The organism is Nostoc sp. PA-18-2419 (assembly GCF_005869855.1).
Lineage (GTDB): Bacteria > Cyanobacteriota > Cyanobacteriia > Cyanobacteriales > Nostocaceae > Nostoc.
Genome location: NZ_SZNH01000002.1, coordinates 144,344 through 157,559, shown reverse-complemented (window position 1 = coordinate 157,559; position 13,216 = coordinate 144,344). Strand labels below are relative to the sequence as shown.

The 13,216-nt window shown below is 41.4% G+C and carries 9 protein-coding genes; 3 read left to right on the top strand and 6 right to left on the bottom strand.

Annotation, left to right across the window (positions count from 1 at the left end; translation table 11 throughout):
* Positions 1–17 precede the first annotated feature (17 nt).
* On the top strand, positions 18–1,517 hold the full coding sequence (locus FCR06_RS02580; RefSeq protein ID WP_138497302.1) for a hypothetical protein: 1,500 nt from the start codon (positions 18–20) through the stop codon (positions 1,515–1,517).
* Between the two features lie 36 nt (positions 1,518–1,553).
* Here FCR06_RS02580 and FCR06_RS02575 read toward each other — a convergent pair whose 3' ends face one another.
* From FCR06_RS02575 to FCR06_RS02565, 3 genes are all read right to left on the bottom strand, one after another.
* On the bottom strand, positions 1,554–2,345 hold the full coding sequence (locus tag FCR06_RS02575) for a sulfite exporter TauE/SafE family protein (protein ID WP_138497301.1): 792 nt from the start codon (positions 2,343–2,345) through the stop codon (positions 1,554–1,556).
* Positions 2,346–2,431: 86 nt separating this feature from the next.
* Entirely contained in the window at positions 2,432–3,703 is a 1,272-nt protein-coding gene (locus tag FCR06_RS02570; protein ID WP_138497300.1) for a sulfite oxidase, read from the bottom strand.
* Between the two features lie 42 nt (positions 3,704–3,745).
* On the bottom strand, positions 3,746–5,200 hold the full coding sequence (locus FCR06_RS02565) for an aminotransferase class V-fold PLP-dependent enzyme (protein ID WP_138497299.1): 1,455 nt from the start codon (positions 5,198–5,200) through the stop codon (positions 3,746–3,748).
* Between the two features lie 1,010 nt (positions 5,201–6,210).
* On the opposite strand from FCR06_RS02565, the gene FCR06_RS02560 reads away from it, so the two are divergent.
* The gene (locus FCR06_RS02560) at positions 6,211–7,692 is read left to right on the top strand and encodes a hypothetical protein (protein WP_138497298.1); all 1,482 of its coding nucleotides are present in this window, start codon (positions 6,211–6,213) and stop codon (positions 7,690–7,692) included.
* A gap of 68 nt (positions 7,693–7,760) precedes the next feature.
* Here the strand turns inward: FCR06_RS02560 and FCR06_RS02555 are convergent, their stop codons facing one another.
* Positions 7,761–9,872 carry an NAD(P)/FAD-dependent oxidoreductase gene (locus FCR06_RS02555; protein WP_138497297.1) on the bottom strand — a complete coding sequence of 704 codons (2,112 nt, stop codon included), beginning with the start codon at positions 9,870–9,872 and terminating at the stop codon, positions 7,761–7,763.
* 160 nt (positions 9,873–10,032) lie between these two features.
* On the opposite strand from FCR06_RS02555, the gene FCR06_RS02550 reads away from it, so the two are divergent.
* Entirely contained in the window at positions 10,033–10,266 is a 234-nt protein-coding gene (locus FCR06_RS02550; protein ID WP_138497296.1) for a hypothetical protein, read from the top strand.
* A 270-nt stretch (positions 10,267–10,536) separates the two neighbouring features.
* On the opposite strand, the gene FCR06_RS02545 is transcribed toward FCR06_RS02550, so the two are convergent.
* Together FCR06_RS02545 and FCR06_RS02540 are read right to left on the bottom strand one after the other, a co-directional pair.
* Entirely contained in the window at positions 10,537–11,637 is a 1,101-nt protein-coding gene (locus FCR06_RS02545; protein ID WP_138497295.1) for a sensor histidine kinase, read from the bottom strand.
* A 61-nt stretch (positions 11,638–11,698) separates the two neighbouring features.
* Complete coding sequence (locus FCR06_RS02540; RefSeq protein WP_138497294.1) at positions 11,699–13,138, bottom strand: gas vesicle protein GvpD; 1,440 nt, start codon at positions 13,136–13,138, stop codon at positions 11,699–11,701.
* Positions 13,139–13,216 lie beyond the last annotated feature (78 nt).

Genomic DNA, 13,216 nt, shown 5'->3' with positions numbered 1-13,216 from the left:
TCCATGCTCAATAACCAATGACTAAATCAAAAGCATTTATTCAACCACTGGATCGGATAGCGATCACACTGATGCTATTACTGAGTGTGCTGATTGGGTTGATGATATTGCAAGGTGATGTGGTAACAGCTCGCGTCCGAGATTTTACTTGGCAAAATCAACAAATAGGTGCAGAAGATAACTCCTTCGCCCTCACCTTTAGCCGCCCAATGGACAGTAAAAGCGTAGAGGATAACTTGAAAATTGAGCCGCCTCTAGCAGGTAAATTCAGTTGGGCAGGGCGGCGAATGGTTTATACATTGCTCACACCAGCACCCTATGGCACAAATTATAAAGTGCAGTTACAGGGAGCCAAAGATAAGTTTGCCGAGCTTGAAGGTAAAAATCGGACGATCCAGACTTTTGTCGGCAACTTCCGTACACGCGATCGGGTTATTCTCTACATTGGAACCGAGCATGAAGAACAAGGAAAGTTAATTCTTTACAACTTAACTCAAGAGCAAAAAAAGATACTTACCCCCAAAGACTTGGTAGTATTAGACTTTGAGTCATTTCCAGATGGCGAGAAAATTTTATTTTCAGCTCGCAGCAGTAATAACCAAGACTTACTTTCAGCCCAGTTGTACACAGTAACAACGGGCGTTTCTGGTAAATCTGGGCAACAAGCAGAACCAGCAAGCAGAGTAGATCTGATTTTAGATAGTAAAGATTATCAAAACCTGAAATTTGATTTATCACCCGACGGACAAACTATTGTTATTCAACGGGGAAACAAAGCTAATCCTGGCGACTTTGGGCTCTGGTTTATGCCAGCAACCAGTGGCAGTTCGGCAGAAAAACCCAGCCCCAAACGTTTAAAAAGCCAACCTGGGGGAGACTTTATGATTACCCCAGATAGTAAAGCCGTAGCAGTTGCCCAAGGACAGGGAGCAGCAATCTTACCACTGCAAGGAGACGCCAGTAAACCCTTAGATTTTCTGCCACAGTTTGGCTTAGTACAGGCTTTCTCCAAAGATGGTTCTCAAGCCGCAATGGTAAAATTTAATACAGATTACACACGAGATTTGTTTTTAGTTACAAACCAAGGCGTGCAGAAACAACTAGTAAAAACAACAGGCTCAATTGTTAGTTGCCAATTTGATACCGCCTCACCCACCCTTTATTGCTTGCTAACACAGTTAGTATCCAAGGAACAATACATAGAACAACCTTATGTAGTGGCAATTGACCTAAAAACTGGGCAACAGAAACCACTGTTATTACTGCCTGTTGATCAGCGAAACGTGCAAATGAGTTTATCTGCTGACGGTTTAGGCTTGTTATTTGACCAAATAGTACCGCAGAAAAACCCACCAACAACATTACCTACAAACACTTTGAAAACTGATGATGGAGATACCATTGCAACCAGTAGCTTATGGTTAATGCCTCTATTGCCGATCGCCGACGCTGCAACTGTCGAAATTAAACCAGAACAACTCCCCTTATCCGGATTTCATCCCCGTTGGCTACCTTGAGAATTCGTAATACTTGCCAAAGGTGAGTATTACGAATTAATAATTAATAATTATTTGTTGGTAATTTATCCAAGCTTGCCAAAAAATATAAATTGATAGTATTCCTAAGAAGATACGGAGGACTAAACTTATAGTTAAATCTGGTAGTTTTGGTAAAGTGCGAGTACTCATCTGAACGCCTACAAGACCTCCCAATCCCAAAATTATCCCTTGAATAAATAGAATATTTCCCTCTAATGTATGTCCTGTACAAGCAGCTAAAGCAGTGATTACAATCACACCTAAACTAGTCTGAATTGCTACTTTAATTTCTTCTCCTAATAGCAAAATTTGCAGTGGCACCATAATCGTACCGCCACCTAAGCCAAATAAACCTGCTAAAATTCCTGCTGCTCCTCCAGTGCCAATTTTAGAAAGTAATGGGTTAAATATTGGTGCAGTATCCTCTTTTTCTTTCAAGGATAGTTGTTTACGAAGGTCTATTAAATAAATATTAGCAAGTAATATGATACCAAATGTAAAAAGTATTATATATGATGGAATTTTATTAGCGAAATATACACCTATTCCAGTAGTTAAAAAAGCTGGGATTCCTAAATAAAATACTCGTTTAAAGTCAAAATAGCCCATCCACCAATTCTGTAAACTTCCAGAAATTGAAGTAATTACAATAGCAAGGCTACTAGTTGCGATCGCCTGAACGGGAGTATAACCTAGCGTGACTAAAAGAGGAATTGTAATAATACCCCCACCTATTCCTAAAAGTCCAGCTATCACTCCAGATATTAAGCCCCCAGCAATTAAAATCAACCAACTAAAATCATTCATAAACAATTCTTTTTCTACAAAACTGATAGTTCCGAGGGGGAGTTAGGAGTTAGGAATTCTACCCTCTACCCCCCTACTTCCCATACTCACCCTACTGTCACTGGATGACTGACAACGCCTCCATAGAGCAATCCAGTATCATTCCACGGAACTGTACTCGGTTGTGTGTTATCTAAATTGTCTGTAGCACGAGCTTGCAGAAAATATTCCCCAGGAAGTGGGTTCCATTCGATATCCCAACGTACCCATGCAAATGGAAAATTTGGTTCTCTCAGTCTTGCAAATTGCCAAGTTCTACCGCCATCAAGGCTAACTTCCACACGTACAATTTTTCCTTTGCCAGACCAAGAACGCCCACGCAGTAAGTAACTTCCTGGAGAAAGTCTGGCTGGCCAAGCCAATTCAAAGGCGCTTTTCACATTTTGGTACGTAATTAGTTTACCTTTATACGGTGCAATCGCTGGGTAGTCTGCACCAATCAGCACCATTTGCTCTGTCACCCACGGAGTGTATATCGGCGTTTCGCAAACTTCAATCCGCTCAATCCATTTAACGTTAGCGTTTCCTCCCCAACCAGGAAATAATACACGGCATGGCCGACCGTGATCTGGAGGTAATGGTTCTCCGTTCATTGCATAGACCACGAGCGAGTTATCTGCTAATGCCTTGGTAATCGGAACTACGCTGCTAAACTTGGACTTTCTGGTTCCCTTTGAATCTAGCGAATCCAAATCTGCACCCTGAACGAGTACATCTTTTGCTGTAGATTTTAGTCCAGCTCGCTCTAATAATAATCCAAGTGGTACACCAGTCCACTCAGCTACACCAATAGCCCCAAGCCTCCATCGGGTTCCAGAGAGTGGAATATTATAAGCTTCTTCAAAAAAGCGCCGACCATTAGCAGCACATTCAATGGCGCAAGTGACCGAAATCGATGGCATCGCAATGATTTGATCGTAAGTGAACTCACAGGGGGTAGAAACGCCAGTTCCGTGAATTTGCAAACGCCATGTAGATGGGTCAAAGGGAGGAGGGGTACTGCGGTTGTGAACGTAAAACCAATCGTTTGGTACTATATAGCCACGCCCATACATTGCTTCCCAGTTCATCTCTAATGTGCCTTTGCTATGAGAGATATACCCTGGTGGCAATGGCTTAAGTATTTTACTTTCTTTGGTTTTAACACCTACCTGACTATAAGCTGGCGCAGGTTTAGCCAACCCCCCAATGGCTGTTGCACCAACCATAGTCGCTAGTATTTGCAGAAAACGCTGGCGGGAAATACCTGCATCTGTGCTTTTTTGCCAGATGTACTCTTCAATCCGTGCTTTTAGATAATCCTCCTTGTCATTTGTCATTTGTTATTTGTCCTTTGTCATTTGTCATTTGTTATAGCCAGACTATTTGTCTATCACTGTCCAAACACCAGTAATTTCATCTTGTGTGTAGTAGGGCAAATAGTAATTGAATCCATTTTTAGCTATTTGAGCGATCGCATCAATAAAGCGATCGCAATCTTCCAATGTATTATATACAGCGAAGCTGGCTCGGATAATACTAGGAATGTTGCGCGTAATTCCTTTTTCTACTTCCTTGGCAATCTCCAAGTCTTGCTCGTCTGAAATATTTTTGAGTTTGCGAATGTATTCGTATGTGCAGAAAGCTCCAGCCCGAACCCCAATGCCGTATTCTTGTGCCAGAATTTCTGCTACTAAGCGTCCGTCAAACCCATCAATATCAAAAGGAATAACATGGGCTAAATTATCTCCTGGAATATGTACTTTCACACCAGGAATACTCTCAAGCCGTGTATATGTAAATTCAACTAAGGAGTGTTCGTACTGAGCAATGCGATCACGTCCAAGTGCTTCAATAATTTGAATCGCTTTAGCAATAGCGATCGCACCCATTGCGTTTGGTGTTCCCGGATCATGCGCCCGTTCTGTGTAAAAACGCTTGATTTCTAACTTTCTGGTGATATAAGGCAGGTTTCCACCGCCGATTTGATAGGGGTAGGAGCTATCAAAAAATTCTTTAGGTCCTAGCAAAACCCCAGTTCCATAAGGTGCATACATTTTGTGTCCAGAGAAAGCTACAAAATCTAAATGACATGGGTCATTATCTGGACGCATGTCTACTCGTTCGTGCTGAATTAATTGACACACATCGGCAAACATCTTTGCACCATACCGATGTGCTAAAGCTGCAATTTCGTAAATCGGAGGTCTGTAACCTGTAATTGTCGAAGCACCTGTAATGGTAACTAACTTGATTTGCTCAACTTTCGGATGATTTTGGTGTGCCTTGAAGATATTTTCAATTTCAGTCAGACTGACACTTCCATCTGGCTGGGTTCTGTACTGCACAACTTCATCTCTAGTTACCCAAGGCAACAAGTTTGATGAATGTTCAATATCAGAGACTAAGATTTTTCCAGGTATTTTTGCCCAAAGTGTAGCGGCTCCATTAATTGCTTCTGTTGTATTTTTCGCAAAGATTACATAGTTTTGTGAAGATGACCCCACAAAGTCCCGAATTATCTTCCGACTAGCGTCATATTTTTGTGTAGTAATGATGGATTTCTGCCCAGAACCTCGATGCACACTGCCATAAGTGTCAAGCATTTCATCTATATACTGCTTGAGAGTTGCAAAGGGAGTGGTTGTTGCTCCATTATCCAGGTTCACGTACTTAACATAGTTTCCATTCAAGGTTTTCACTCTGAAAGATAGAGATTCTTGTGTGAATAATGGTCTAATTTCTTTGTCCCAAAAACTATGAAAGTTTTCTCCAAATAACGGTAAATGAGCATTTACTTGGTTGTCATTTGCACTTAGCGTAAATATATCAGTCATTTTTCCCACCAAAATTTTAAATTTTTATTTTTGGATAAGCTTAATATCACAAAGGTTTCCCTTGCAAACTCATCGCATTGCATCCAATAATTTTAGTGTTTTAAATTACTTGATTGCTAAGGAAAATACTAGTGATTTCAATTATTGTTTAATAAATAATTCAAAAAAGTAACTCGTATTTTTACTTATTTAAAAAACTTATCTTTTAGTTTTTTATACATTGTAATAAATATAATACTGTATGTAAGTATACTTAAATTGATTTTTATATAGTTATTAAATAAACTTCACAAATTGAAACCAAGCTGCTCAAAAAATCTTCTTACCAACTAAACCTAAAATTCTTGCCAAGAATGTGTTTCTCGTTAAAAAACCTGCTAATAAGTTGAGATTGTCGTTCAAAAAAGTTTTATGTATATACTTAATATTTTTATACTTATTTATCTAACTTAATTAAATATTTATACTTAAATGTCAAGATTTCAGAACATATTTTTTGATAGAAATTCTTAGTCATTTACTCGATCCAGTTACGATGCCTACGGCGGCAAGCTACGCCCAGAATTGAAAAATTATATAGAATACTAAATGTTTATAGAGACATTAGTCTAAGGTAAAAAATAAATCAATACAAAATTATGTCTTTAAATATACATATAGATATATCTTTAGATAGATGTAAGTAGAAAGCCAAAACTATAAAATTGCCAAGTCTTCCGGGGTAAACAGCTAAATCAAGGAATACAATCTAGTTTTGAAGTATAGGGTTTGGCTTTTTCCTCATCTTCCTTTCTTCCCTCAACCTCCACTCTTCTTGACGGGAAAGAGGATCATAGTGTTATAACGACATCAGTCTAGATACAAAATGAGTAATAACCGATTGATGATTAATTACTCGTGGTTAGAGAGAGTTAAACTTAGCTTCTAAAGCAAACCGCGATCGCACACAGTCAATCGGCAATGCTAACACGAGCAGTGCTGAATATTTTTAAGCGGGTGGGTCAAGAGTGATGAATCAAGCTGACACCTCAAACAAGGGGGCTATGATGGAATCTCTAAATTCTGCTAGTTCGCCAGAATCAAAGCAGGCGAATTGTCCCTTTTACTCAGTTATGCCTAATGAGAATATGGCAATTTCAAAATTGCCACTACTCATGCCGGCTCAAGATACACAATTTTTGGAAGATAGTTCTCAGCAGGACTGGGTTGCAGAGCCCGAAAGCGGTAAACAAGCACTTCTTGACTCAGAATTTCAGAAGCTGCTGGCATTGAACGAAGAATTGGGTGCGGCTAATAATAACTTGTATGAACAAGTAGAGCAGCTAAAAGACAACCTAGCTGAGTCTGAAAAAGTTTTGCAGTGGCAAAAAACGCGTTCCAGCGTTACTGAGTCGATGCTTAACCAACAAACTCAGGAACTAGCTGCTGCTCAAGAACAAATTAAATCACTATTTCAACAATTGGAAACTGCTGTACAAACTGTTCAACGCCAAGAAGTTTTCATTGAAACTTATAAAGGACAGCTACAAATTAGCCAACAACGCCTCGCTCAGCTAGAACGGGAATGTACGTTGCTACACACAACTAACAATGAACAGTCTCAAAAGTTATTGCAATCAGAAAATGCTTCTCGGGAATTACGTATTAGACTCATGCGGCAACAACGCCAGACCTTGCAATTTAAAGCGGCTCTGGAGAAATGTCTAGACACACCTGTTCCTGGTTATGACTCTCTAGATGATACTGCAAAACATCCTAAAGACATCACTTCTACACAAGGAAGATTTTCTCGAAAAGCTCGGTCTTTATTTCCTAATGCACAGCCAATTAAAGCTTGGTCAGCAGAGCCAGAATCCTTGAGTGATAATCTAGATAATTCTTGGGGAGAACCATCACCACCGCGGCCATTTCAAACAAATCAACCCACGCCGACTTCCTCATCTTCTTGGAATTTGTCAGTTAAAGAAGATACGCCAACACCAGCGCAACCTGTTTGTTCGCCTGAAATTGGTGATTTACCAGATGTAGCAGAAACTGTTTCACCTTTAGAGTCATCAAACTTAGATCAGCAATTAGATAATCTCATCCAAATGTTTTTTACCTCCCAGCCTGTATCTGCATCACCAGCAGTTGCGGCAAAAACAGATATGGATAGTAATGTGGGTGATGCGCCTGCCTGGGAAACTTTAGTAACAATTCTGGAGGATGAAGAGGAAGTAGAAAATCCACAACAGCAGCAGTTGCAGGTAGAAATTAACCTTCCTACAACTACCTCCACTTCATCTGGCACCAAGATATTTGTTGAAGAAACTGAAGACTATTGGTCAGAAGTCCCACAATTAACACAGTTGGAATTGTCTCCATCATCAAATGATAATGCCGATGATGCCAATTCACCCTCACCCGTAGTTTATCCCCAGCGTCCAGCCAAAGGACGTAAGTCATTAGCATCTGTGGAACTACCAAATTTTCGCCCCAAAGGAAATAGTTAGAAGAGGAAGTGGGGAGATGGTGAGATAGGGACAGAATTTCATTCTTACCGCTCCCACACTCCCAATGACTAATGACTAAATTTCTGAATAATGGCTTCTGGGTTAGTTTTTGCTACCTGAGTAGCCGATCGCGGTTTGCCTGTGGCGATGGCATAATTAATTGCTAATAGCCGCAACCACAATCCCGGATTTCGGGGTTCTAGCCAAGAGCCTACCCTGCTCAAAAACTGCGGGAACCACGGACTCAATAAAGCACTAACCAAGGCATGACGAGAAAAGTTAAAATAACTGCCCAGCCATCGCCCTAAATCCTTAGGTCCAGCAAGTTCCCAAATCCATAAAAGTAAGGCTGGATTTTTCTTTGCTGCTTTGAGTGCTAAGCGGTTAAAGGTTAACCAATCAAATCTATCTTTAATGAAGTTATCTGCCACCTGTTGAGGTTCGTCTGCTAACAGTCCAAAGAAGGTATTGAGCATGGCATTTACCCGCTGCGGTGGTAAAAATTTTCCTGTAGGTACCATCATGCCTTTGGAAAATAGCCATGTGACTGAAACGTTACTTTGGTAAGCACGAATTTGATTTAAGTGTGCCAAACTCAATAAGTCATGCTTGAGAGCAGTATCTAATAGCGTTGTTAAGCGCTCTAAGTTACGAACCAGCGAACCAAAACCTGTGAAAACCAAAGGAGACTGGAGTGATGCAGCATCACCGATCGCAATCAAGCGATCAAAGGCTACTGTGCGATCGCTACTCCCGACACTAAAATGCCCCGGTATATACCCAAATGTCGGCTTTTTCCAGACTAATTTATCCATATCGCATCTGCGATACTCTGGCAAAATTGTGAAAAAGTCCTCGTACATCTCCAGCAAGGAACCGGGATTTTCAACATTGACTTGGTGGTAATGAAATAAATAAATCGTCAGTTCCTCATCTACGCCAGGAAACAATTCCCAAATTAGCTGTCTGCCGCGCGAAATATCCCCATGACTGTTTAAGACATCTCCATATTCACAATCCCATACCTGTGGTTCAAATCCGCTCTCAATTGCCGCTCCCACCGTCGGACATACACTGTCAAAGGCGCGATCACTATTTAATTGCCAAGCAATGGGAGACGCTGTTCCCATCGCATCTACTAGTAGCCGCCCACCTACTTGTTTTTCAATTTCACTAGGTAAATGCTTGACTTTTATTACTACTTGTGATTCATTAATATCTGCACGGATAAACTCTGTTTCATCCCAAATTTCTCCGCCTGCGGCTTGCAGCTTTTGCCCACATAGTTGCAGCAACTTTTCGGAATCTAAGCCTAAATTTAGGACTGTAGGTGTGTGCAGCACTGGCGATCGCAATTTACTTGGATTATTGCCATCAAAAAACTTATTAAATCCATCTTTGTATTCTCTAGCAATGATGGTTTCTAACTCTGCGGGGGTGATTAAATCCAAGTTAAGCAAACTTTGAATTTCATCGCGGGAAATATTCCATTCTCGGTTCATTCGGCCAAAAGGCATTCGTTCTACCAGCAAAATTTTATATCCAAGTTTTGCCATCACTGCTGCATGGATGACACCCAATGCGCCACCGATGTAAATCAGATCGTACTGGGGATTAGGTATTGGGGATTGGCTATTGGCATTTCCTCCTCCCCAGTCCCCAGAACTAGAAAACACCACCTGTCGGGGCTGCTGTGGATTCTGTACCCCTTCGCGCCATCGCTGTTCCCACCAGTAGGCACGCTTAAGGTCATATTCCCCGTTGGGCATTTTCTGAAAATATTTGACGGTGAGAGGGTAGTAAGGGGCAAGGGCTGCAAAAATAGATTGCCGGGATAAATCAATAGCTGGTGGTTGGGGGTAATGATGCCCAAAACGGCTTCTAGTTTCTTTTTTCAGGTGTTGCAGGATTTCTTTCTCTTGGGGGAAGGGTTGTTGTGCCCAACGAAACACTTTTAAATAGGTAGTTCGTTGCACTGACCAAACAAATACAGAAAGTTCCGCAGGCAAGTTTTCGGAAATTGCGTCACTAACAGTTGTAGTAGCGGTAGTGATTTTGAGACGGAAGCCTTCTGGGGTCAGTACTTTTTCCCCATGTCTTGGTTGAAAATCTGTTCGCAACCAGTTACGCACAGCAGCGATATCCGCAGTTGGAACTTCTAAATAAAGGATTTCTTTCATCTTTTCCTGACATCTCTAAACAATCTATTCACAAAGACAGATTTTATGAAGGCGCATAATAGGGTAAACTCCGCCCTATTAGTTACGTAAAGATTCAGTGAAGAAATTTTAAGATTTTGTCAAATTTATTGTTCATTTTGAAAAAGTGTAAACCCACGCCATGAATTATCCCATTCCAGACAGTCCCCAGGAAATTGTAGCTCTACGACAACAGCCGATTGATGAAGAACTAGTTGCCAGTGCGATCGCTGGAGTTATTAAAATTGTCCGCGCTCAGGGTCAATCTTTGGAAGAATTAACTGCTCAGTTGCTAGCGGAAGATCCATTGCTAGACCAGCAACAACGCCGCTGGTTGAGCCAATTAGTTGCCCAAGCTTGGGAAAAATTCTCGTAAAATGAAAGCAATCCGCAATTGCGCGTCTAAATATTGGAATATTTTGGAATATTGGCGATGCTTGCAGCGGGCTACGCCTACACATTTTCTCTAAATGAGAATGATTATTTTGATGAAATAGATAATTGGGCTGGTATTTTGACATTGACGGTACATAGCCAATTAAATTAACCATACCAGCAATGGACAGTAGTATTGCTGCTTTAAAAGGCAAAAATCAAAAAGCTGATTCACAAGGAAAAGGTTTGATCGCAAATCAAGCTTTGGAATCTAGTCAAAAATTTCATTTTGCAAGGGCAAAGTGACGGTGAACGTTGTCCCAACATTGATTTGGCTTTTGAGGGCGATCGTTCCGCCATATCGCTCAACTGCCTGTTTAACAATCGTCAGCCCTAATCCGGTTCCTGGAATTTTGCCTACGTTACTAGCACGATAAAAGGATTCAAATAATCGTTCTTGGTCTGCTGAAGCAATGCCGATGCCCTCATCCTGCACTTTAAATATCACGGCTTCAGATTTACATTGCAGTCTCACTTGAATGCTGCTATCTGCTGGAGAGTATTTAATGGCATTAGATAATAAATTGGTTAAAATGTGCCGCAGTAAGGCTTCATCCATCTGAACTGCTACACATTCGTCTTCGCAATTAAAATTAATTGTGTGATTACTGCCTGTACTAAATTTGATTTCTTCGATTAGCTTGCGGCAAAAAGGCTCAAGTGCAAGTTTAACGGGATTAGACACCAGAGGAGCGGCTTCAGATTTTCCCAGGATTAAAACATCATCCAGCAAGGTAATCATTCGGCCAACAGCAGCTAGAATGCGTCTGAAAAAGTCATCTCGCTGTTCTGGAGGCAAGTTACGCTCTTGCAGTAAACGAGTGAAACCGGAAATTGTACTTAAGGGGTTGCGAAATTCATGGGAAACCATTGAGACAAAGCGCGATTTTAGTTCTCTAAGTTCGCGTTCTTGCTCTAGCGCGCTCTGAAGCTCTAGTGAAAGTCGGCGCGATCGCAATAGCATTTCCACTCGTGCCTGCAACTCTAACTTTTCCAACGGTTTCGTAATTAGCTCATCGATAGTTTGCCACAAATGCCGTGTCAATAGTTTGACGTCAGTACGTAAAGTAATTAGCAAAAAGGGCAAAAAAACGGGTTGTTCTTGGGATTTTCTTGCTTGCACCCATTCCCAGAGGCGATCAAGTGCTGGCCCGTCGAGAATGCATAAATCAAATGGTTCATCTAAGAGCGGTACAGCTTTTCCTACCTGCACAACTGAGTCGGCGATCGCAACCTCATAATATATACTTAGCCACTCTGCTAACAGGCGACGATTCTCAAATTGCTCTATAACTATTAAAATTCGACTCATCGCTCATTCTTTTGCTGGCAGGTAATACTGTCATCCCAATTAGTAATTTATAATGACGCTATCACAATTCATCTAGTATTTCAGGCACTCCAGTCAACACGCCTCGCAGCTGTGTGAGTGGCTTACCAACTTTGATACCGTAACGACTAATTTCAAATTCGCGCAAGGTTTTCTCAAAGTCAGTCATTCGCTTCTTAAGAACGCCAATCGTTCGCCGTAGTTCGCCTTGCATTTCTAAGTAGCGCAGAAATATAATCGTGTCTGCCAAATAACTAATTCCAATTTCTGTAACTCTAAATTCTCCTGTAATCGTTTCAATCTCGTTGATCAGCAGCACAGCAACGCCCATGTTTTGCAAATACTTACATAGCGAATGGATGTGGCTAATCAAGTCTTTTCCGCGCACCGAAAGCCGATAGCCGGATACACTATCAATCATCACAATCCGCGCCTGTTTTTGCTCTACTTCCTGACGCACGAGGTTAGCAAATTCATCGGGTGTATAATATAACGGTTCTACTTGAACAACAGAGAGTGTCCCTTTATCTTGCATTGCACCAACCGCAATATTAATGCCTTCAGCACGGCGCAGCAGCGTTTCCTTTCTTTCCTCGAAAGTATAAATCACTGAATGTTCGCCCCGCCCGGCGGCCTCTTTCATAAACTGGAGTCCCAACGTGCTTTTACCCACACCGCTGGGGCCGCTAATGATAGTAATCGTGCTGCGTTCAATACCACCGTGCAGCAACTCATCAATTTCTGGGATCCCGGAGGAAACTACTTCAGTACTAAAAGCTTGTTCGTAATCTTTCGGTACTAATCGGGGGAAGAGTTGCATTCCCTTACTGGTTAAACGAATTGCATGATAGCCATCTTGAAAATCACTTCCCCGAAACTTAGATATACACAGTGTACGCTCATTGTTGCTAAAGTTCAGATTGATTACTGCATCACTCATAAACTGTAAATCATCGTCGGGCGCCTCTTCACTGCTCTCTGAAGTGAATAAAACAGTTGTGCTTTGCTCTACTAAAAATCTTAGAAACGACAGCACTTGTTTGCGAAACTGAAAGGTATCGCTCGCTAGGTAGCGAAACTGCGTCATCGAATCAATAAAAATGCGTTGTGGCTTGAGGGCTTCTACCTGCTCTACAATCCGACGCGTTGTTGGTTCGCGTTCTACCTCAGCTGGTGAGAAAATATCATAAGTCTGAACTTGGGCAAAAAATTCAGGTCTAGGACTAAGGTCGAGAAAAGTGACACCTTCTAAATCAAATCCCAGGCCAAGGGCAGTACGCTTTAGTTGGGTGACGGTTTCTCCCAAGGTAATGAACAAAACCTGTTCGCCATTTGCTGCCCCTGTTGTTAAGAAATGCATTCCCAGTGTTGTTTTACCAGCTCCCGGCCCACCCCGAATTAAATAGGTGCGATCTGGAACATAACCGCCACAGAGAACTTCGTCTAAACCCGAAATTCCCGAAGACAAACGATTTTCAGACATTTGCGAACAGTCTTCCTTTCCCTATTAACTTAACTCAAGCCCAGAATGGCATATTCTTCGTGCTGCATACGTTTTAAG

Coding starts and splice junctions, on each gene's coding strand:
- FCR06_RS02580 (WP_138497302.1), top strand. CDS start 18: ATGACTAAATCAAAAGCATTTATTCAACCACTGGATCGGATAGCGATC.
- FCR06_RS02575 (WP_138497301.1), bottom strand. CDS start 2,345: ATGAATGATTTTAGTTGGTTGATTTTAATTGCTGGGGGCTTAATATCT.
- FCR06_RS02570 (WP_138497300.1), bottom strand. CDS start 3,703: ATGACAAATGACAAGGAGGATTATCTAAAAGCACGGATTGAAGAGTAC.
- FCR06_RS02565 (WP_138497299.1), bottom strand. CDS start 5,200: ATGACTGATATATTTACGCTAAGTGCAAATGACAACCAAGTAAATGCT.
- FCR06_RS02560 (WP_138497298.1), top strand. CDS start 6,211: ATGAATCAAGCTGACACCTCAAACAAGGGGGCTATGATGGAATCTCTA.
- FCR06_RS02555 (WP_138497297.1), bottom strand. CDS start 9,872: ATGAAAGAAATCCTTTATTTAGAAGTTCCAACTGCGGATATCGCTGCT.
- FCR06_RS02550 (WP_138497296.1), top strand. CDS start 10,033: ATGAATTATCCCATTCCAGACAGTCCCCAGGAAATTGTAGCTCTACGA.
- FCR06_RS02545 (WP_138497295.1), bottom strand. CDS start 11,637: ATGAGTCGAATTTTAATAGTTATAGAGCAATTTGAGAATCGTCGCCTG.
- FCR06_RS02540 (WP_138497294.1), bottom strand. CDS start 13,138: ATGTCTGAAAATCGTTTGTCTTCGGGAATTTCGGGTTTAGACGAAGTT.